Origin of the sequence: Georgenia soli (assembly GCF_002563695.1) — a bacterium.
Lineage (GTDB): Bacteria > Actinomycetota > Actinomycetes > Actinomycetales > Actinomycetaceae > Georgenia > Georgenia soli.
The window spans coordinates 762,585-782,537 of the sequence record NZ_PDJI01000004.1; the positions used below are offsets into that span (position 1 = coordinate 762,585).

14 protein-coding genes are annotated in these 19,953 nt (G+C 73.7%); 2 read left to right on the forward strand and 12 right to left on the reverse strand.

The window, feature by feature from the left end; translation table 11 throughout:
- Nucleotides 1–17 precede the first annotated feature (17 nt).
- From smc to ileS, 8 genes are all read right to left on the reverse strand, one after another.
- Entirely contained in the window at nucleotides 18–3,656 is a 3,639-nt protein-coding gene (smc, locus tag ATJ97_RS04845) for a chromosome segregation protein SMC (protein ID WP_098482770.1), read from the reverse strand.
- A gap of 63 nt (nucleotides 3,657–3,719) precedes the next feature.
- A complete protein-coding gene (gene ndk, locus ATJ97_RS04850) occupies nucleotides 3,720–4,151 on the reverse strand; it encodes a nucleoside-diphosphate kinase (protein WP_098482771.1) in 432 nt (143 codons plus the stop codon).
- 11 nt (nucleotides 4,152–4,162) lie between these two features.
- On the reverse strand, nucleotides 4,163–4,612 hold the full coding sequence (locus tag ATJ97_RS04855; protein WP_098482772.1) for a DUF4233 domain-containing protein: 450 nt from the start codon (nucleotides 4,610–4,612) through the stop codon (nucleotides 4,163–4,165).
- 13 nt (nucleotides 4,613–4,625) lie between these two features.
- Nucleotides 4,626–5,405: a dihydroxyacetone kinase phosphoryl donor subunit DhaM gene (gene dhaM, locus ATJ97_RS04860; RefSeq protein WP_245862142.1), complete on the reverse strand. Its 780-nt coding sequence runs from the start codon at nucleotides 5,403–5,405 to the stop codon at nucleotides 4,626–4,628.
- Complete coding sequence (gene dhaL / locus ATJ97_RS04865; protein ID WP_098482773.1) at nucleotides 5,402–6,040, reverse strand: dihydroxyacetone kinase subunit DhaL; 639 nt, start codon at nucleotides 6,038–6,040, stop codon at nucleotides 5,402–5,404. The genes dhaM and dhaL overlap by 4 nt, the downstream gene beginning before the upstream one ends.
- A gap of 16 nt (nucleotides 6,041–6,056) precedes the next feature.
- On the reverse strand, nucleotides 6,057–7,058 hold the full coding sequence (gene dhaK, locus ATJ97_RS04870) for a dihydroxyacetone kinase subunit DhaK (RefSeq protein ID WP_098482774.1): 1,002 nt from the start codon (nucleotides 7,056–7,058) through the stop codon (nucleotides 6,057–6,059).
- A 100-nt stretch (nucleotides 7,059–7,158) separates the two neighbouring features.
- A complete protein-coding gene (locus ATJ97_RS04875) occupies nucleotides 7,159–8,805 on the reverse strand; it encodes a bifunctional folylpolyglutamate synthase/dihydrofolate synthase (RefSeq protein WP_098482775.1) in 1,647 nt (548 codons plus the stop codon).
- Nucleotides 8,805–12,080, reverse strand: coding sequence for an isoleucine--tRNA ligase (gene ileS, locus ATJ97_RS04880; RefSeq protein ID WP_098482776.1), 3,276 nt, complete (start codon nucleotides 12,078–12,080; stop codon nucleotides 8,805–8,807). The genes ATJ97_RS04875 and ileS overlap by 1 nt, the downstream gene beginning before the upstream one ends.
- A 320-nt stretch (nucleotides 12,081–12,400) precedes the next feature.
- Between ileS and proC the strand changes: the two genes are divergently transcribed.
- Nucleotides 12,401–13,216 (forward strand): pyrroline-5-carboxylate reductase, encoded by an 816-nt coding sequence (proC, locus tag ATJ97_RS04885; RefSeq protein WP_098482777.1) that lies wholly within the window; start codon nucleotides 12,401–12,403, stop codon nucleotides 13,214–13,216.
- 64 nt (nucleotides 13,217–13,280) lie between these two features.
- Nucleotides 13,281–14,540: an endonuclease/exonuclease/phosphatase family protein gene (locus ATJ97_RS04890; RefSeq protein ID WP_098482778.1), complete on the forward strand. Its 1,260-nt coding sequence runs from the start codon at nucleotides 13,281–13,283 to the stop codon at nucleotides 14,538–14,540.
- 13 nt (nucleotides 14,541–14,553) lie between these two features.
- Here the strand turns inward: ATJ97_RS04890 and ATJ97_RS04895 are convergent, their stop codons facing one another.
- The 4 genes from ATJ97_RS04895 to hydA all read right to left on the reverse strand — a co-directional run bounded on the left by ATJ97_RS04895 (nucleotide 14,554) and on the right by hydA (nucleotide 19,946).
- Entirely contained in the window at nucleotides 14,554–15,882 is a 1,329-nt protein-coding gene (locus ATJ97_RS04895) for an aspartate aminotransferase family protein (RefSeq protein ID WP_098482779.1), read from the reverse strand.
- Between the two features lie 70 nt (nucleotides 15,883–15,952).
- The gene (locus ATJ97_RS04900) at nucleotides 15,953–17,479 is read right to left on the reverse strand and encodes a CoA-acylating methylmalonate-semialdehyde dehydrogenase (protein WP_098482780.1); all 1,527 of its coding nucleotides are present in this window, start codon (nucleotides 17,477–17,479) and stop codon (nucleotides 15,953–15,955) included.
- Nucleotides 17,480–17,496: 17 nt separating this feature from the next.
- Nucleotides 17,497–18,513, reverse strand: a complete 1,017-nt coding sequence (locus tag ATJ97_RS04905) for a TIGR03842 family LLM class F420-dependent oxidoreductase (RefSeq protein ID WP_098482781.1) — start codon at nucleotides 18,511–18,513, stop codon at nucleotides 17,497–17,499.
- Nucleotides 18,514–18,527: 14 nt separating this feature from the next.
- Nucleotides 18,528–19,946 (reverse strand): dihydropyrimidinase, encoded by a 1,419-nt coding sequence (hydA, locus tag ATJ97_RS04910; protein ID WP_098482782.1) that lies wholly within the window; start codon nucleotides 19,944–19,946, stop codon nucleotides 18,528–18,530.
- Nucleotides 19,947–19,953: the final 7 nt, after the last annotated feature.

Below are 19,953 nucleotides of genomic sequence, written 5' to 3' on the forward strand. Positions count from 1 at the left end.
CTGGACGGTGACGTTCGTCACGACGCCGGCTGCGGCTCCTTCTCCAGCCGCTGGGAGATGACGGTGGTGACGCCGTCGCCGCGCATGGTCACCCCGTACAGCGCGTCGGCGACCTCCATGGTGCGCTTCTGGTGGGTGATGACGATGAGCTGGGAGCTGTCGCGCAGCTCGGTGAAGATCTCCAGGAGGCGTCCGAGGTTGACGTCGTCGAGCGCGGCCTCCACCTCGTCCATGACGTAGAACGGGCTGGGCCGGGCCTTGAAGATCGAGACGAGCAGCGCGACCGCGGTCAGCGACCGTTCGCCGCCGCTGAGCAGCGAGAGCCGCTTGACCTTCTTGCCCGCGGGCCGGGCCTCGATCTCGATGCCGGTGGTGAGCATGTCGTCCGGGTCGGTGAGCACCAGGCGGCCCTCGCCGCCCGGGAACAGGCGGGGGAAGACGTCCTCGAACTGCCGGGCGGTGTCGGCGAACGCCTCGGAGAAGACGCGCTCGACCCGTTCGTCGACCTCCCGGACGATCTCCATCAGGTCGGCCCGGGACTTCTTGAGGTCGGCGAGCTGGTCCGTGAGGAACTTGTGCCGCTCGGCCAGGGCCGCGTGCTCCTCGAGCGCCAGGGGGTTGACCTTCCCGAGGCGGGCGAGGTCGCGCTCGGCGGCGCGCAGCCGCTTCTCCTGCTCCTCGCGCACGTACGGCCGGGGCGGCGGCGGCTCCTCGCCCTCCGGGACGGGGGCCGTCGACGGTACGGGCCGGTCCGGGCCGAACTCGTCCACGAGGACCTGGGGGTCCAGCCCGAGCTCGGCGACGGCCTTCTCCTCGAGCTGGCTGATGCGCAGGCGCTGCTCGGCCCGGGCCACCTCGTCGCGGTGGGCGACGTCGGTCAGGGCGGCGAGCTCCGCGCCGATCTCCTCCAGCTCGGCCCGGACGCCCGCGATGGCCCGCTCGCGCTGGGTGCGCTCCTCCTCGGCCCGCTCACGCTCGGCCGCCGCGGCGGCCACGGACCGGTCGATGGCGGCGGCTGCTCGGGCGGCGCCGTCGCGGACCTCGACGGCGACGGCGGCCTGCGCGACACGGCGGGCCTCCCGCTCCGCGGCGCGCCGCCGGGCGGCCCGCTCCTCCGCGGCGGCGGCGGCCAGGGCCGCGGCCCGGCCGGCGAGCGCCTTCGCGCGCTCCTCCACGGTGCGCAGGGCGAGTCGCGCGTCCGTCTCGCGGGTACGCAGGGCCCGGGCTGCCTCGGTGGCGCGGTCGCGGGCCTCGGTGGCCCCGGCGAGGTCCGCCTCGGCCTGCACCGGCTCCCGTCCGGCGATCTCCAGCCGCTCGGACAGCGCCTGCAGCTCGGCGGCGTGCTCGGCGATCTCGGCCTCGGCGCGCTCGATGGCCGGTCGGGCGCGTTCGGCCTCGGCCTGCGCGCCGCGCAGCGTCGAGCCCAGGCGGCCGAGCTGCTCGGCGACGGCGGCGAGCCGGGCGTCCGAGGCGTGCAGGTCGTCGAGCGTGGCCCGGACCCCGCGCTGCGCCACCTCGACCCGCTCGCGGGCGGGCCCGAGCGCGAACCGCGCCTGCTCGTGCCGGGCGGAGGCGGCCTCCAGCTCCGCGACGGCCTCCTCGTGCGCGGCGTGCAGCTCCAGGACGCTGGGGGCGCTCGGGGCGCCGCCGTGGGCCACGACGGCGGAGAGCACGTCACCCGTGCGGGTCACCGCGGTCAGGGACGGGTCGGCGGCGACGGCGGCGCGCGCCTCGGCCAGGTCCTCGACGGCCACGACGTCCGCGAGGAGGCGGGCGAGGGCGGGGCGCAGGTCGGTCTCGGCCGAGGTCACCAGGTCCAGCGCCCACCGGGCGCCGTCTGGCGCGGCGGCCGGGGCGCCGGCACCCAACCCGTCGGGCGCGGCAGCGTCGGAGCCGCCACCGCCGGTCCCCGCGCCGGCCGGCCCCGCGCCGGACGGTCCCGGACCGGCGACGACCAGGCGCACCTGTCCGGCGTCGTCCTCGCGGACCTTGCGCACGGCGTCCACGGCGACGTCGACCGACTCGACCACCGCGGCGTCCGCCGAGGCGCCGAGCGCGGCCGCGACGGCGTTCTCCCAGCCCGGCTCGACGCTCAGCCGCTCCGGGACCGGCCCGAGCACGCCCGGCAGGCCGGAGGTGAGCAGGGCGCCGGTGCCGTCCTTGCGGCGCAGCGAGAGCTCGAGGGTGTCCCGGCGGGTGGTCCAGGTGCTGCGGTCGGCCTGCGCGGCCCGCTCGGCCTCGACGAGCTCGGCCACGGCGTGCTCGGCGTCCTCGAGCTCCGCCAGCGCCGCCTCGTGGGCCTCGTCGAGGCCTTCCTCGCCCTCCTCGACCCCGGCCACCTGCTGCTCCAGGGCGGTGAACTCCGCCTGGGCGGTGCGTGCCCGTTCCTCGGCGGCGGCGAGCGACTCGCGCAGCCGGCCGAGCTCGGCCTCGGCGGCCTCGAGCCGGGAGCGCCGGGCGCCGACCTGGCCGGTCAGCCGGGCCAGCCCCTCACGACGGTCGGCGACACCGCGGTGGACGGCGGCCAGCGCACGCTCGGTCTCCCGCTCGGCCTCCTCCGCCTCGGTGCGCTCACGCACCGCCGTCTCGAGCTCGACCCGGGCGGCGTCGAGCTCGACCCGCAGCGCCTCCTCCTGCTCCCGCACGGCGGCGGCCTGCGCCTCGAGCTCCTCCGGCCTCGCGCCGGTGCGGGCGGGCCGCGCCGTCGGGGAACCGAGGAGCCGGCAGCGCTCGGCCGCGACGCTCTGCAGGGAGCGCAGCCGTTCGCGGAGCCCGGAGAGCTGGTACCAGACGTCGGTGGCCTGCCCGAGGCGGGGCGCGGCGGCGGCCGCGGCCTGCTCGAGCTCGGTGAGCCGTCCGCGCGCCTCCTCCTGCGCGGCCTCGACGGCCTTCCGGCGCTGCAGCAGCGCGGTCTCGTCGGCCTCCTCCTGCGCGAGGGTGGCGGTGAGCTGGACCAGGTCGTCGGCGAGGAGGCGGGCGCGGGCGTCGCGCAGGTCCGCCTGGACCACCTGGGCGCGGCGGGCGACGTCGGCCTGCCGGGCGAGGGGGCCGAGCTGGCGGCGGATCTCCGCGGCGAGGTCGGTGACCCGGGCGAGGTTGGCCGCCATCGCCTCGAGCTTGCGCAGCGCCTTCTCCTTGCGGCGCCGGTGCTTGAGGACGCCGGCGGCCTCCTCGATGAAGCCGCGCCGCTCCTCCGGGGTGGCCTGGAGGACGGAGTCCAGCCGGCCCTGGCCGACGATGACGTGCATCTCCCGGCCCAGGCCCGTGTCGGAGAGCAGCTCCTGGATGTCGAGGAGGCGGCACGCGGTGCCGTTGATCGCGTACTCGGACCCGCCGGAGCGGAACAGGGTGCGCGAGATCGTCACCTCGGTGTACTCGATCGGCAGCAGCCCGTCGGTGTTGTCGATCGTGAGGGAGACCTCCGCGCGCCCGAGCGGGGCGCGCGAGGAGGTCCCGGCGAAGATGACGTCCGCCATCGACCCGCCGCGCAACGTCTTCGCGCCCTGCTCGCCCATCACCCAGGCGAGCGCGTCGACGACGTTGGACTTGCCCGACCCGTTCGGGCCGACCACGCAGGTGATGCCGGGCTCGAGGTGCAGCGTCGTCGCGGACGCGAAGGACTTGAACCCTCGCAGCGTCAGCGTCTTCAGGTGCACGCGGGGCAGCCTATTGCCTTCCGGCGCCGGGGCGCCGTCACCGTGTGGACGGCGCGCGGCCGGTCACAGGCGGGGGAACCACAGCCCGATCTCGCGCGCCGCGGACTCCGGGGAGTCCGAGCCGTGCACGAGGTTCTGCACGACGGCGGTGCCCCAGTCCCGGCCGAGGTCGCCCCGGATGGTGCCCGGGGCGGCGGTGGTCGGGTCCGTGGTGCCCGCGAGGGAGCGGAAGCCCTCGATGGCGCGGTGGCCCTCGACGACGGCGGCCACGACAGGTCCGGACATCATGAAGTCGACGAGGGGCTGGAAGAAGGGCTTGCCCTCGTGCTCGGCGTAGTGCTGCGCGAGCAGGTCGGCACCGACGATGCGCTGCTCGAGCGCGACGATGCTGTAGCCCTTGGCCTCGATGCGGCGCAGGACCTCGCCGGTGAGGCGGCGGGCGACGCCGTCGGGCTTGACCAGGACGAGGGTGCGCTCAGGCTGGGGAGTAGTCACGTGGAGGCAGGTTACCGGTCCGCGGGCGCGGTCCCGGTCTGCCCCGCCCGGTGGGCGAGCTCGGCGCGGTAGCGCTCCTCGCGCTCGGCGTCGATACGCGCGCCGACCCGCATGGACACGATCCACAGGACGGCGAAGATCCCGCCGATGACGAACATGGTCGGCAGCACCAGCCCGGAGACGACGAGCAGGACCTGCACGACGGTGCCGAGCACGTACCCGGCGCGGCCGCGCCGCACGAGGGCCGTGGCCACCGCGCAGGCGACCATGGCCGCACCCCCGACGCCCCAGACGACGCCGCGGTCGGCGACCTGGAGCCCGTGGGCCACCAGCGTCGCGAAGAGCACGACGAAGAGCTCGCTCATCAGGACCGTGACGGCGAACATCTGGCGCGCCGAGCCGGGACGCCGGATCTCCTGCTCGGCCGGGGTACCGGGGGCGCCCGGCGGGGTGGTGCTCACCCCGCCAGGCTACTTAAGTGGTCGGCTGCTCGCCGAACCCGTCGGCCACCGCCCCGGCGACGCCCTCCAGCGCCTCCGCGGCCTGCGGCCCGCTGGCCGTGACGAGCATCTCGTCGCCCTTCTCCAGGCCCAGGCCCATGAGCGAGAGGACGCTGGCACCGTCGACGCCGTTGACGGTCACCGTGGCGTCGTAGCCCGCGACCAGCCGCGCGAGCAGGGCCGCCGGCCGCGCGTGGAGGCCGACCTCGTTGGTGAGCGTGAACGTACGGCGGAGCCCTTCGCCGGAACCGCCGGCCTCGTCAGCCGTGCCGGCCCTGCCGCCCCCGGGGGCCTCGCCGGCCCCTGCGACGGCGGCGTCCGCCGTCGTCCCGACGACGTCCCGGGCGCCGAAGCTGCCCGCCGCCTCGGCCACAGCGCCGGCCACGGCCGCGTGGTCGGCGCCGCCCTGGGCGGCCACGGCACCGGCGACGGCACCCTCCACCAGCGGGCCGTCCGCCAGGCTCACCCGGGCTGCGGCGTCGTCCTCAAGGGCCTCGATGACCGACTCGGCGGTCATGGTGGCGGAGCCGAGGTCGGTGAGCACCGTGACCCCGTCCACCCCGTCAGTGCCGAGGAGCTCGGTCACGGCCGTCTCGACCGCGTCGAAGCTCGTGCCGATGCCGCCGTCGTCGGTGCCGCCGGCGGCACGGAGCAGGACGTCGGGGGCCATCTGCGCGGCGACCTCGACCACGCCCTCCGCCAGGCGTGCGGAGTGGGAGACGATCACCAGCGCGGTGGCCGGTGCGGCGCTCACAGCGCCTCGGCCGCCTCGGCGGCGGCGGCCAGGAGCAGGGCGGAGGACTGGGCGCCCGGGTCGCGGTGCCCGGCCGAGCGCTCGCCGAGGTAACTGGCGCGCCCCTTCCGCGCGACCATCGGGATGGTGGCGTCGGAGCCCGCGGCGGCGGCGTCCGCGGCGGCCCGCAGCGCCTCGACCGGCCCGGCACCGCTCTCGGCGGCCGAGCGCGCGGCCTGCGCCGCGGGCAGCCAGGCGTCCACCATGGTCTTCTCCCCCGGCTCCGCCTTCCCTCTGGCCTGAATGCCCTCCAGGGCGGCCTCGAGCACGTCGGCGACGCCGGACGCGTCCAGGGAGCCGTCGGCGAGCTTGGACCCGCGCAGGAAGGCGGTGCCGTACAGGGGCCCGGCGGCCCCGCCCACCGTGGACATCAGCGTGGTGGCCACCGTCTTGAGCACCTCCCCCGGCGCCGACGGCGTCGCCCCGGCCAGCTTGGCGCCGACGGCGGTGAAGCCGCGGTCCATGTTCTCGCCGTGGTCGCCGTCGCCGATGGCCCGGTCGAGCTCGATGAGCTCGATGCGGTTCGCCGAGACCACGGCGCGGGCGCGCTCGATCCAGTCCAGGGCCCAGTCGGCGCCGAGGGTGGTGGCAGTCATGCGGGTGTTCCTCCTCCTACACGCCGCGCCGCAGCGCGGGGGTGTTGACCGGTGCGTCCCAGAGCTCGGTGAGCGCGTCGTCGAGGCGCAGCACCGTGATGGACGCACCCTGCATCTCCAGGGACGTGATGTAGTTGCCGACGAGCGAGCGGGTGACCTCGACGCCCTTGCCGTCGAGGACCTCGCGGGCGTGGTTGTACACGAGGTACAGCTCCGACAGGGGCGTGCCGCCCATGCCGTTGACGAAGAGCAGCACCTTCTCGCCCGAGCCGATCTTGAGGTCGTCGAGGACGGGGTCCAGCAGCCGCTCGGTGATCTCGTTCGCGCCCGCCATCGGGATCTTGTGCCGGCCGGGCTCGCCGTGGATGCCGATGCCGATCTCGATCTCGTTCTCCTCGAGGTCGAAGGACGGCCTGCCGGCGTGCGGCACGGTGCAGGCGGTCAGCGCGACCCCCATGGAGCGGACGTTGTCGATGACCTGCTGGGCGACGGCGACGACGGCGTCGAGGTCGTCGCCCCGCTCGGCGGCGGCGCCCGCGATCTTCTCGACCAGCACGGTGCCCGCGACGCCGCGGCGGCCGGCGGTGTAGAGGGAGTCCTCCACGGCGACGTCGTCGTTGACGACGACGGAGCGGACCTGGATGTCCTCCGCCTCGGCGAGCTCGGCGGCCGTCTCGAAGTTGAGGACGTCCCCGGTGTAGTTCTTCACGATGTGCAGGACCCCGGCCCCGCCGTCGGCCGCCTTGGTCGCCTCGAAGATCGGGTCCGGGGTGGGGGACGTGAAGACGGCGCCCGGGACGGCGGCGTCGAGCATGCCCATGCCGACGTAGCCGGCGTGCAGCGGCTCGTGGCCGCTGCCGCCGCCCGAGACGAGCCCGACCTTGCCCTGGACCGCTCCCCCGGCGCGGCTGACGTACAGCGGGTCCTCGTTGACGCGGACGAGGTCGGGGTGGGCGAGGCCGAAGCCGCGGACCGACTCGATGACGACGTTCTGCGGGTCGTTGATGAGCTTCTTCACCGACGTGCTCCTTCGAATAGCCGGGGACGGTCCGTGCCGGACCACGTGCCCCATCTTGCCGCCCGTGGTCCGGCCCGGTCACGAATTGGCGACGGCGGCGTCACGACCTTCCCATGAGTGCCCGGACGTCCGCGACCAGGAGCACCGAGCCGACGACGAGCACGCCGGTGGAGGTCACCGCCTCCTCCGTGTCCGCCTCCGCGAGCGCGGCGGCGGTGTCGATCGCGTCGTCCAGCCGCTCGGCCACCTGCACACGGTCCTCGCCGAAGACGTCGCGGGCGATCTCGGCGAGGTCGTCGACGTCCATGGCCCGGTCGGTGCGGGCGCGGGTGACGACGACCTCGGCGAGGAGCGGCTCCAGGCCGGCGAGGATGCCCTCGGCGTCCTTGTCGGCCATGACGCCGACGACGCCCACGAGGTGGCTGAAGTCGAACGCCTCCTCCACGGCGGCGCGCAGCGCCTCGACGCCCGCCGGGTTGTGGGCCGCGTCGACGAGCACCGTGGGGCTGCGGCGGACGAGCTCGAGACGGCCGGGCGACTCGACGTTCGCGAACGCCTGCTCGACGACGTCCGCCTCGAGCGCGCCGCCGCCGAAGAACGCCTCGACGGCCGCCAGGGCGAGGGCGGCGTTGTCGGCCTGGTGCGCGCCGTGCAGCGGGACGAACACGTCCGTGTACACCCCGCCCGGGGTGCGCAGCGTGACCATCTGCCCGCCGACGCCCACCTGCCGGTCGACGACGCCGAGGTCGCCGTCGGCGCGCAGCAGCCGGGCACCGCGGGCGGCGGCGGCGTGGAGGACGACGCTCTCGACGTCGTCGTGCTGCTCGGCGACGACGACCGTCGCCCCGTCCTTGACGATGCCGACCTTCTCCTCGGCGATCTCGGTCAGCTCGTGGCCGAGCCAGCGCTCGTGGTCGCGCTCGATGCGGGTGAGGACCGCGACGGTGCCGTCGGCGACGTTCGTGGCGTCCCAGCGCCCGCCCATCCCCACCTCGACGACGGCCACGTCCACCGGGGCGTCGGCGAACGCGGCGTAGGCCATGACGGTGAAGACCTCGAAGAAGCTGAGCCGGGGGCCGCCCGCCGCCAGCGAACGCTCGTCCACCATCGCCACGTACGGCGCGACGTCCTCCCAGGTGGCGACGAAACGCTCCGGGCTGATCGGCGCACCGTCCAGGGCGATGCGCTCGCGCACGGTGTGCAGGTGCGGGGAGGTGAACCGCCCGGTCCGCAGGCCCTTCTCCCGCAGCAGCCGCTCGATCATCCGCGCGGTGGAGGTCTTGCCGTTGGTGCCGGTCAGGTGGATGACCGGGTAGGCCCGCTGCGGGTCGCCGAGCAGCTCGAGGACGTCGCGGACGCGGTCGAGGCTGGGCTGGACGTCGTGCTCGGGCGCCCGGGCGAGGATCTCCTCGTAGATGCGGCGGACCTGCTCCTCCGCGTGGGCGTCGGCCAGCGCGGCGGCGTCGGCGCTCTCGCGGGAGGTGTCCTCACCCTCGGCGAGGATCTCCTCGGCGATCTCGGGGTCCGGGCCGGCGATGAGGGAGGAGCCGAGCAGGGCGCGCAGCCCGGCGTCGTGCTCGTCCTCCTCCTCGGCCTCCCGCTCGGCGGCGCCGGCCGCCTCGCCCTCCTCCGGTGCGTCGGCGGCGGCCATGAGGGCGTCGATCCGCTCCCTGGCCTCCCGCTCGGCGTCCTCGGGGCTGCGCGCGGGGGGCTTCTGCCCGGCCTCCTCGGGGCTGCGCTCGGTCATCAGGCCTCCAGCTTCGTGACGGCGACCCGCGGTCCCTCGCCGTCGCCCGCGACGACGGCGACCTCCAGGGCGAGAGTCTCGTGGGCGATGAGGTCGCGGTGGGTCTCGACCCAGTCGACGCGCTCGGCGGGCACGGTGATCTCCAGGCGGATCCGGTCGGCGACGTACAGGCCGGACGCCTTGCGCTCGTCCTGGACCTGGCGGACCAGGTCGCGGGCGTAGCCCTCGGCGGCGAGCTCGTCGTCGACCGCGAGGTCCAGGACCACGAAGCCGCCGGCGGGCAGGACGTCGGCCGCACCGTCGGCCTGCGCGCCGAGGTCGATCACCGTGGCGAGCTCGTACTCGCCGGGCACCAGCGTCAGCGGTGCGCCGTCGAGCTGCAGACCCTCGACGGCGATCGCCCCGTCCCCGTCGGGCCCGTGCCAGCGGCCCTCCCGCGCGGCGGCGAAGATCTGCTGGGTCTGCCGGCGCTTGGCGGGGTCGAGCTCGCGGGGCTGGACCTTCAGCTCGTGCACCACCGAGATGTCCGACTGCGCCGGGCTCAGGAGCTCGACCTCCTTGACGTTGACCTCGGAGGCGACCAGGGCGGCGAACGGCTCGAGGGCCGCTGGGTCGTCGACCACGACGGTCAGGCGCCGCAGCGGCTGGCGCACCCGGATCTTCGCGGCCTTGCGCAGCGCGTGGGTGACCGAGACGACCTCGCGGACGGCGTCCATGGCCTCGACGATCCGCCGGTCCTCGTCCTCGGTGCCCTCCGCCGTCGCCAGCTCGGGCCAGTCGGTCAGGTGGACGCTGCGTCCCCCCGTCAGGCCGCGCCACACCTCCTCCGTCACGAGCGGTGCGAGCGGGGCCATCACCCGGGTGAGGGTCTCCAGGGCGGTGTACAGGGTGTCGAACGCACCGCGGTCCTCGGACCAGAACCGGTCGCGCGAGGTGCGCACGTACCAGTTGGTGAGCAGGTCGAGGTGCTCGCGCACCGCCTGGCAGGCGCCCGGGATGTCGTAGGCCTCCATCTGCTCGCGCACGCCGGTCGCGAGATCGCGGGTGCGGGCCAGGAGGTAGCGGTCCATCACGTGCAGGGACCGGACCGCCTCCGGGTCGGTGAGGTCGACGCCCTTGGCCAGGTAGCCGGCCCCGCCGTCGAGGGTGCCGGCGTAGAGGGCGAAGAAGTACCAGGTGTTCCACAGCGGCAGCAGCACCTGGCGGACGTTCTCGCGGATGCCCTCCTCGGTGACGATGAGGTTGCCGCCGCGCACGACCGGGGACGCCATGAGGAACCAGCGCATCGCGTCGGAGCCGTCGCGGTCGAGCACCTCGCTGACGTCCGGGTAGTTGCGCAGGGACTTGCTCATCTTGCGCCCGTCGGAGCCGAGCACGATGCCGTGCGAGACGGAGGTGCGGAACGCCGGCCGGTCGAACAGGGCGGTGGCCAGGACGTGCAGCGTGTAGAACCACCCGCGAGTCTGCCCGATGTACTCGACGATGAAGTCACCCGGGTAGTGGTGCTCGAACCACTCCCGGTTCTCGAACGGGTAGTGGACCTGGGCGTAGGGCATGGAGCCGGAGTCGAACCACACGTCGAGGATGTCCGGGATGCGGCGCATCGTGGACCTCCCCGTGGGGTCGTCCGGGTTGGGCCGGGTGAGCTCGTCGATGAACGGCCGGTGCAGGTTCGGCTTCCCGTCGCGGTCCAGCGGCAGGCGCCCGAAGTCCGCCTCGAGCTCGGCGAGGGAGCCGTAGACGTCGGTGCGCGGGTAGGCCGGGTCGTCCGAGACCCACACCGGGATCGGGGTGCCCCAGTACCGGTTGCGAGAGATCGACCAGTCGCGGGCGCCGGCGAGCCAGTGCCCGAACTGCCCGTCCTTGATGTGCTCGGGCACCCAGGTGATGTCCTGGTTGAGCTCGACCATCCGGTCGCGGAACTCGGTGACCCGGATGAACCAGGACGTGACCGCCTTGTAGATGAGGGGCTGGCGGCACCGCCAGCAGTGCGGGTAGGAGTGGTCGTACGTCTCGTGGCGCACCAGCACGGCGCGCCGGTCCTCGGGGAGCCGGGCCAGCGGGCCGGTGCCGTTCCGGAGGTCGGCGACGATCGCCCGGTTCGCCTCGAAGACCTGGGTGCCCGCGTAGTCGGGGACCTCGGAGGTGAACCTCGCGCCGTCGTCGACGGGCACGACCGTCCCGATGCCCGCGGCGGCGCAGACGGCCATGTCGTCCTCGCCGAAGGCGGGCGCCTGGTGCACCAGGCCGGTGCCGTCCTCCGTGCTGACGTACTCGGCGGCGAGCACGGTCCAGGCGTTGGGCCCCGGGGCCTCGTGGTCGACGTAGTAGTCGAAGATCGGGGCGTAGCGGCGCCCGGCCAGCTCGGAGCCCTTCGCGGTGGCGACGACCTCCGGCTCCTCGCCCAGCTCGCGGGCGTAGGAGGCGAGCCTGGCCCGGGCGAGCAGCACACGCTCCCCCGCGAGCGGCCCCTCGGCGGGGCGCACGGTGACGTAGTCGATGTCCGGGCCGACGGCGACGGCGAGGTTCGAGGGAAGGGTCCAGGGCGTCGTCGTCCAGATGAGGGCGAGCTCGCCGGTCTCCAGCCGCACGCCGACCGTGACCGAGGGGTCCTGGCGGTTCTGGTAGACGTCGTCGTCCATGCGCAGCTCGTGGTTGGACAGCGGCGTCTGGTCGTTCCAGCAGTAGGGCAGGACGCGGTAGCCCTCGTAGGCCAGGCCCTTGTCGTAGAGCTGCTTGAACGCCCAGACGACCGACTCCATGAAGGTCACGTCGAGGGTCTTGTAGTCGTGCTCGAAGTCGACCCAGCGGGCCTGGCGCGTGACGTACTCCTGCCACTCGTCGGTGTAGCGCAGCACGGAGTCCTGGCAAGCCTTGTTGAAGGCCTCGATGCCCATGGCCTCGATCTCGGACTTGTCCTTGATGCCGAGCTGGCGCTCCGCCTCGAGCTCGGCGGGCAGCCCGTGGGTGTCCCAGCCGAAGCGCCGCTCGACCCGGCGGCCGAGCTGGGTCTGGAAGCGGCCGACGACGTCCTTGACGTACCCGGTGAGCAGGTGCCCGTAGTGGGGCAGGCCGTTGGCGAAGGGCGGGCCGTCGTAGAAGACGAACTCGTTCTCGCCGTCCTTGCCGGCGGGACGGTTCTCGACGGAGGCGACGAAGGTGTCGTCCTGCTCCCAGTACTCCAGCACCTCCTGCTCCAGGGCGGGGAAGCTGGGTGAGGACGCGACCGTCTCGCCCGGTCGGTGCAGGGGGTAGCGCTGCGGCTGGTCGGCCAATGGTGCTCCTCGGTCGTTGCGGTGACAACAGCTGCGAGGACGACGGCGCCCGGTCGCCGGCCGTAGCCGGTCCCCTCGCGCTGCCGCGGTACCACCTCGCTTGCCCCGCCCTCCGCCGTGGCGGCGGACGCGACCGCTCGAGCAGGCTGTGACGGGCCCTCCCGTCCGGTTCTACTGGGGGCCTGCCGCGGAGCCGCTCGCGCGGGACGGCCGGACCCTGTTCTTCCGGAGGCTCGCCGGTGATGGCCGGGTCGACGCCTGTGGTCCGCAGTCTAACGCGGACGACATACTTGGCCTTTTCGTCGAGCGGAGGAGCGGACATGAGGGTCGGGTTCATCGGGGCGGGCAACATGGCCGGGGCCATCGTGCGCGGGATCGTCGCGGAGGGCACGGTGCCGCCCGAGGACCTGACGGTGACGAGCGCCCACGGCCGCTCGGCGCAGGCGCTCGCGCGCGAGACGGGCGTGGACGCGGCGGCCGACAACCTCGAGCTCGTCGAGCGCACCGGGCCCGGCGGGGTGGTGGTGGTCGCGGTCAAGCCGTACCTGTTCGCGGAGGTGCTGGAGCCGCTCGCGGACACCCTCGCCGACCTGGACTCGCTCGTCGTCTCGCTCGCCGCCGGGCTGACCCTGGACACGCTCGGCTCGATGCTCGCCCCCGGGCAGAGCGTCGTGCGGGTGATGCCCAACGTCAACGCGATGGTGGGGGCCGGCATGGCGGCCGTGTGCGGCAACGCGGCCACGACCGAGGACCAGGTCGACGCCGTGGTCGGTCTCTTCGAGACCGTCGGGTCCGCCCTCGTGCTGCCCGAACGCCTGTTCCCGGTCTACTCCGCGATCGCCGGCTCCGCCCCCGCGTACGCCGCCCTGTTCGTCGAGGCGCTGGCCCGGGCCGCGGTCCGCAACGGCATGCCGAAGGCCCAGGCCACCCGGATCGCCGCGCAGACCATGCTCGGCACCGCGCGCACGCTCCTGGAGAAGGGCGTCGCGCCCACCCAGCTGGCCGACATGGTCTCCTCCCCCGGCGGCACGACGGTCGCCGGCACGGTCGCGCTGGAGGACGCGGGGTTCTCGGCGGCCGTCGTGCGCGGCATCCAGGCGGCGGTGGACCGGGACGCGGAGATCGCGGCGGGCTGACCGAACTGTCCACAGCGGTCCGCAACCCCTCCCTTTCCGCGGCGGGCGTTGTTACGGTGGTCACATGCGAGGACATGGGCGGTGGGTCGGCGGACTGGCCGCCGCGGCGACTGCCGCGGCGGGCGTGCTCGCGCTCGGGGCGCCGGCGTCGGCAGACCCGGACCCCGTGGGGACCAACCGCGCCGAGCGCTCGCCGCTGCGGGTCGCGACCTACAACGTCTCGCTGAACCGCCCGTCCGAGGGGGGCCTGGTGGCCGACCTCGCCGACGGCACGGACCCGCAGGCCCGGGCGATCGCCCAGGTGCTGCAGACCACGCGGCCCGACGTCGTCCTGCTCAACGAGTTCGACCACGACGACGACGGCGCGGCGGTGGACCTGTTCCGCCAGAAGTACCTCGAGGTGTCCCAGCACGGCGAGTCGCCCGTCCGCTACCCGTACGCCTTCACCGCGCCGGTGAACACCGGGGTGGACTCCGGTTACGACCTCAACAACGACGGCCGGACGGGCACGGCCGACGACGCGCTCGGGTTCGGCGAGTTCCCCGGCCAGTACGGGATGGTCGTGCTCTCGCGCTACCCGATCGACGCCGACAGCGTGCGCACCTTCCAGGACTTCCGCTGGAAGGACATGCCCGGCGCGCTCCTGCCGGACGACCCGACCACCGACGAGCCGGCCGACTGGTACAGCCCCGAGGAGCTGGACGTCCTTCCGCTGTCGAGCAAGTCGCACTGGGACGTCCCCGTGGAGACCGGCCGCGGGACGGTGCACGTGCTCGCGTCGCACCCGACGCCGCCGACGTTCGACGGGCCGGAGGACCGCAACGGCCTGCGCAACCACGACGAGATCCGGTTCTGGGCGGACTACGTCGGCAGCCGCCGGGACAGCGCCTACATCTACGACGACGAGGGCACCGAGGGCGGGCTGCGGCCCGGGAGCCGCTTCGTGGTCGTGGGCGACCAGAACGCCGACCCGCACGACGGCGACTCCGTCCCGGGCGCCGTCGACCAGCTTCTCGACCACCCGCGCATCCGCGACCCGCGGCCCACGTCGCAGGGGGCGGTCGAGGCCGCCGCCGTCCAGGGCGGGGCGAACAACCACCACGAGGGCGACGCCGCCCTGGACACGGCGGACTTCGCCGACGACGCGCCCGGCAACCTCCGGGTCGACTACGCGCTGCCGTCGAAGAACCTGGTCGTCCGCGGCTCGGGCGTGTTCTGGCCGATGGCGGACCAGGCCGGTTCCGAGCTGACCGGCATGTACCCGTTCCCGACGTCGGACCACCGCCTCGTGTGGGTGGACCTCTGGGTGCCGGGCGGGCACTGAGTCAGCACGGCGCTCACCCCAGCAGGCGCTCCTCGGCGTCGGTGAGGACCTCGTCGTAGATCGCCAGCGCCCGAGCGACCTCCTGGTCGGTCACCACGCAAGGCGGGACCACGTGGATCCGGTTGTCGGCGACGAACGCCAGCAGCCCCCGGGCCGCGAGCGCGGCCCGCATGGCCACGACCTCCGCCGCCGGCACCGGCTCCCGGGTCGACCTGTCCAGCACCAGGTCCAGCGCCCAGAACACGCCGGTGCCACGCACCTCTCCGACGAGGGGGTGGCGCGCCGCCAGGGTCCGCAGCCCGGGGCCCAGCACGTCCTCGCCGATGCGGGCGGCGTTCTCGACGACCCCTTCCTCCGCCATGGCGTCGAGCGCGGCGACGATCGAGGCCATGGCGAGCGGGTGCCCCGAGTAGGTGAGCCCGCCGGGGAAGACCCTGTCGTCGAACGTGGCCGAGATCTCGGCGCTGAGGATCACGCCGCCGGCGGGGACGTACCCGGAGTTCACACCCTTGGCGAACGTGATCAGGTGGGGCACGACGTCGTGCTGGTCCAGGGCGAACCAGGAGCCGGTCCGCCCGAACCCGGCCATCACCTCGTCGAGGATCAGCACGATCCCGTACCGGTCCGCGATCTCGCGCACGCCGGGGAGGTAGCCCGGCGGCGGGACGAGCACCCCGCCGGTGCCGACGACGGTCTCGAGAAGGATCGCGGCGACCGAGCTCGGGCCCTCGGCCTGGACGACCCGCTCGAGGTGGTGGAGCGCCCGCTCGCACTCCTCGGCCTCGGTGCTGGCCCAGAACTCCGAGCGGTACAGGAACGGCCCGAAGACGTGCACGTGGCCGCGTGCGTACTCGTTGGGGACGCGCCGCCAGTCGCCGGTCGCGACGATCGCGGCGCCCGTGTTGCCGTGGTACGAGCGGTAGAAGGAGATCACCTTGTCCCGGCCGGTGTGCAGCCGGGCCATCCGGATGGCGTTCTCGTTCGCGTCGGCACCGCCGTTGGTGAAGAACACCTTGGTGAAGCCGTCCGGGGCGTGGGAGAGGATCCGCTCGGCCGCCTCGCCGCGCGCGAGGTTGGCGTACCCGGGCGCCACGGTGGCCAGCAGCCCGGCCTGCTCCTGGATCGCGGCCACCACCCGGGGGTGCCCGTGCCCGATGTTGAGGTTGACCAGCTGGGAGGAGAAGTCGAGGTAGGTGCGTCCGTCCTCGTCCACGACCTCGCAGCCCCGGCCCGTGACGACAGTCATCGGGTCGAGCCCCGCCTGCGCCGACCAGGAGTGGAAGATGTGGGCGCGGTCGAGCTCGCGGGCCCGGCCGGCCCGGACGTCCTGGGGTGCGGTCACGGTTCGCTCCTCCTTCGGTCCTGCGGACCGCTCGGTGGCGGACTGCTCGGTGCTGCGGACTGCTCGGGCCTCAGGTGTGCTGGGGGAACCCGAGGTTGATGCCGCCGTGGCTGGGGGCGGGCCACCGGGTGGTGATCGCCTTGGTGCGGGTGAAGAAGTGGACGCCGTCGGGGCCGTAGGCGTGGGAGTCGCCGAAGAGGGAGCTCTTCCACCCGCCGAAGGAGTGGTACCCCACCGGGACGGGGATCGGCACGTTGATGCCGACCATGCCCACCTCGACGTCGCCGGCGAACCGGCGGGCGGCTCCGCCGTCGGCCGTGAAGATGGCGGTGCCGTTGCCGTACGGGTTGGCGTTGATCAGGTCGACCGCCTCCTCGTAGCTGCCGACCCGCAGCACCGACAGGACCGGGCCGAAGATCTCGTCGGTGTACACGCTCATCGCCGGGGTGACCCGGTCCAGCAGCGTGGGGCCGAGCCAGAAGCCGTCCGCCCCGCCGTCGGCCTCGACGCCGCGCCCGTCGAGCACCACCTCGGCGCCGGCCTCCCGGCCGGCGTCGACGTACCCGGCCACCCGGTCGCGGTGGGCGCGGGTGATAAGGGGGCCCATGTCGCAGCCCCGCCGTCCGTCACCGACCCGCAGGGCCCGCGAGCGCTCGGCGATCCTGGCGACGAGCTCGTCGGCCACGGGCTCGACGACGACGAGGGCCGAGACGGCCATGCACCGCTCCCCCGCCGAGCCGTACCCGGCGTTGACGGCGGCGTCCGCGGCGAGGTCGAGGTCGGCGTCGGGCAGGACGACCATGTGGTTCTTGGCGCCGCCGAGCGCCTGGACCCGCTTGCCGTGGGCGGTGGCGGTCTCGTAGACGTGCCGCGCCACCGGTGTGGAGCCGACGAAGGAGACCGCCCTGATGTCGGGGTGGGTCAGCAGGGCGTCGACGGCGGTCCTCTCGCCCTGCACGACGTTGAACACCCCGGCCGGCAGGCCGGCCTCGGCGAGGCGCTCCGCCATCCACAGCGAGGCCGACGGGTCCTTCTCCGAGGGCTTGAGCACCACCGTGTTCCCCGCGGCGATCGCGATCGGGAAGAACCACATCGGCACCATGGCCGGGAAGTTGAACGGCGAGATGATCGCCACCGGCCCCAGGGGCTGGTGCACCGACGAGACGTCGACGCCCGTGGAGACGTTCTCCGAGGTGGCGCCCTTGAGCAGGTGCGGGATCCCGCAGGCGAACTCGACCACCTCGAGGCCCCGGCTGACCTCGCCGAGGGCGTCGGAGAGCACCTTGCCGTGCTCGGCCGTGAGGACCGCCGCGAGCTCCTCCCGGCGTGCGGCGAGCAGCTCGCGGAACGCGAACAGCACCTGCGTGCGGCGAGCGAGGGAGGTGTCCCGCCAGGCGGGGAAGGCGGCCCTCGCCGACGCGACGGCGGCGTCGACGTCCTCCGCCGAGGCGTGCGCGACCCGGCGGGCCACCTCACCGGTCGCCGGGTCGAACACCTCCCCGGAACGGGTGGAGGTGCCGGCGAACGGCCCTCCGTCCACCCAGTGCGCCACCACGGAGGTGGCGGGCGGGGACGTGGTGGTCTGGGCGGTGGTCATGGTCGTCTCCTCATGGTTCATGCCTTCGCCAGGACGTGGGCCCGCAGCGCGGGGATGACGTGCTCGCCGTACTCGCGCAGCGTCTCCTCCTTGTTGTCGTGCATGAGGTAGCCGGCGAACTGGGTGACGCCGAGCGCGGCGAGCTCCTTGAGGCGGGCCACGTGCTCGGGCCAGGGGCCGAGGAGGCAGAACCGCTCGACCACCTCGTCGGGCACGAAGTCGGTGTGGGTGTTCCCGGCCCGGCCGTGCTGGTTGTAGTCGTAGCCCCGGCGGCCGGCGATGTAGTCGGTCAGCGAGCGTGGCAGGTCCGAGTCCGCGCCGTACCGGGCGACGAGCTCGGCGACGTGGTTGCCCACCATGCCGCCGAACCAGCGGGTCTGGTCGTGCATGTGGGGGCGGTCCTCCCCCACGTACATGGGCGCGGCGACGCAGAACTGCAGGGAGTCCGGGTCGCGCCCGGCCCGCTCGGCGGCCTCGCGCACCACCCGGATCGTCCAGGCGGTGACGTCGGGGTCGGCGAGCTGGAGGATGAACCCGTCCGCGACGTCGCCGGTCAGGGCGAGGGTCCTGGGACCGTACCCGGCCACCCAGACCTCGAGCCGGGAGCTGAGCGTCCACGGGAAGCGCACGCTGGAGCCGTTGATCTCCACCGGGCGGGCGTTGCCGAGCTCCCGGATGACGTGCACCGCGTCGCGCAGCTGGGCGAGCGTGGCGGGGCGGCCGTTGAGGACGCGGACCGCGGAGTCCCCGCGCCCGATCCCGCAGACCGTCCGGTTGCCGAACATCTCGTTGAGCGTGGCGAAGGCCGACGCCGTCACGGTCACGTCCCGGGTGATGGGGTTGGTGACCATCGGCCCGACCACCACCTTGCGGGTGTGCGCCAGGATCTGGCTGTAGACGACGAACGGCTCCTGCCAGAGGAGGTGGGAGTCGAACGTCCACACGTGCGAGAAGCCGTGCGTCTCCGCCAGGCGGGCCAGGTCCACCACCCGCGACGCCGGGGGGTTGTTCTGCAGCACGACACCGAAGTCCACGGGCCGGGCCTCCTCTACACCAGGTACTGGGACAGGCAGCGGCGCAGGTACTTCCCGTGGCCCGGCCGGCCGTGGAACTGACCGCCGTCGACCACGACCGCGCCGCGGGAGATGACGGTGTCGACGTGCCCGTCGACCTCGAACCCCTCGTAGGCGGAGTAGTCCATGTTCATGTGGTGGGTCCTGCCGACCCCGATGCTCGTGTGCCCGTTCGGGTCGTACACGACGACGTCGCCGTCGGCCCCGGGGGCGATGACCCCCTTGCGCCCGTACAGGCCGAACATCCGCGCCGGGGTGACGCAGCACAGCTCCACCCACCGCTCGAGGGTGATCTCGCCGGTGACGACGCCCTGGTACAGCAGGTCCATCCGGTGCTCGACCCCGCCGATCCCGTTGGGGATCTTGGAGAAGTTGCCCACGCCCATCTCCTTCTGGTCCTTCATGCAGAAGGGGCAGTGGTCGGTGGAGACGACCTGGAGGTGGTTGGTGCGCAGCGAGTGCCACAGGTGGTTCTGGTGGCCCTCCGCCCGCGAGCGCAGCGGGGTCGAGCACACCCACTTGGCGCCCTCGAAGCCGGGGGCGCCGAGCTGCTCCTCGAGGGAGAGGTAGAGGTACTGCGGGCACGTCTCGCCGAAGACGTTCTGCCCCCGCGCGCGGGCGGCGGCGATCTGGTCGGCGGCCTGCCTGGCCGAGACGTGCACGATGTAGAGCGGTGCGCCGGTGAGGTCGGCCAGCATGATGAGCCGGTGGGTGGCCTCCGCCTCCGCCTGCCACGGCCGGGTGAGGCCGTGGTAGATCGGGTCCGTGTCCCCGCGCTCGATCGCCTGCTGGACCAGCACGTCGATGACGGAGCCGTTCTCGGCGTGGCCCATGATCATCGCGCCCGTGTCCGCGGCGCGCTGCATCGCCCTGAGGATCTGGCCGTCGTCGGAGAGGAAGACGCCCTTGTAGGCGGTGAAGAGCTTGAAGCTCGTCACGCCCTCGTCCATCAGCTCGTTCATCGCCGTGAGGGTGGAGTCCTGCACGTCCGAGAGGATCTGGTGGAACCCGTAGTCGATCGCGGAGCTCCCGTCGGCCTTGCCGTGCCAGGCCTGGTACTGCTCCACCGGGTGCTGGCCGGGGTACTGGACCACGAAGTCGACGATCGTGGTGGTGCCGCCCCAGGCTGCCGCCGTCGTCCCGGACTCGAAGGTGTCCGAGGCGAAGGTGCCGCCGAAGGGCATCTCCATGTGGGTGTGGGCGTCGATCCCGCCCGGGATGACGTACTTGCCGGTCGCGTCGATCACCGTGTCGACGTTGGCGGCGACGTCGAAACCCAGGACCGTCGAGCCCGGCGGCAGGACGGCCGCGATGGTCTCGCCGTCGATGAGGACGTCGGCCTCCGAGCGGCCGGTCGAGCTGACGACGGTGCCACCGGTGACGAGGGTCTTCACGGGCCTG

What these genes read in the sequence shown, in the direction of transcription:
- dhaL (WP_098482773.1), bottom strand. Translation starts at nt 6,040, where the DNA reads ATGACTGCCACCACCCTCGGCGCCGACTGGGCCCTGGACTGGATCGAG.
- ATJ97_RS04875 (WP_098482775.1), bottom strand. Translation starts at nt 8,805, where the DNA reads ATGACCGAGCGCAGCCCCGAGGAGGCCGGGCAGAAGCCCCCCGCGCGC.
- proC (WP_098482777.1), top strand. Translation starts at nt 12,401, where the DNA reads ATGAGGGTCGGGTTCATCGGGGCGGGCAACATGGCCGGGGCCATCGTG.
- ATJ97_RS04890 (WP_098482778.1), top strand. Translation starts at nt 13,281, where the DNA reads ATGCGAGGACATGGGCGGTGGGTCGGCGGACTGGCCGCCGCGGCGACT.
- ATJ97_RS04900 (WP_098482780.1), bottom strand. Translation starts at nt 17,479, where the DNA reads ATGACCACCGCCCAGACCACCACGTCCCCGCCCGCCACCTCCGTGGTG.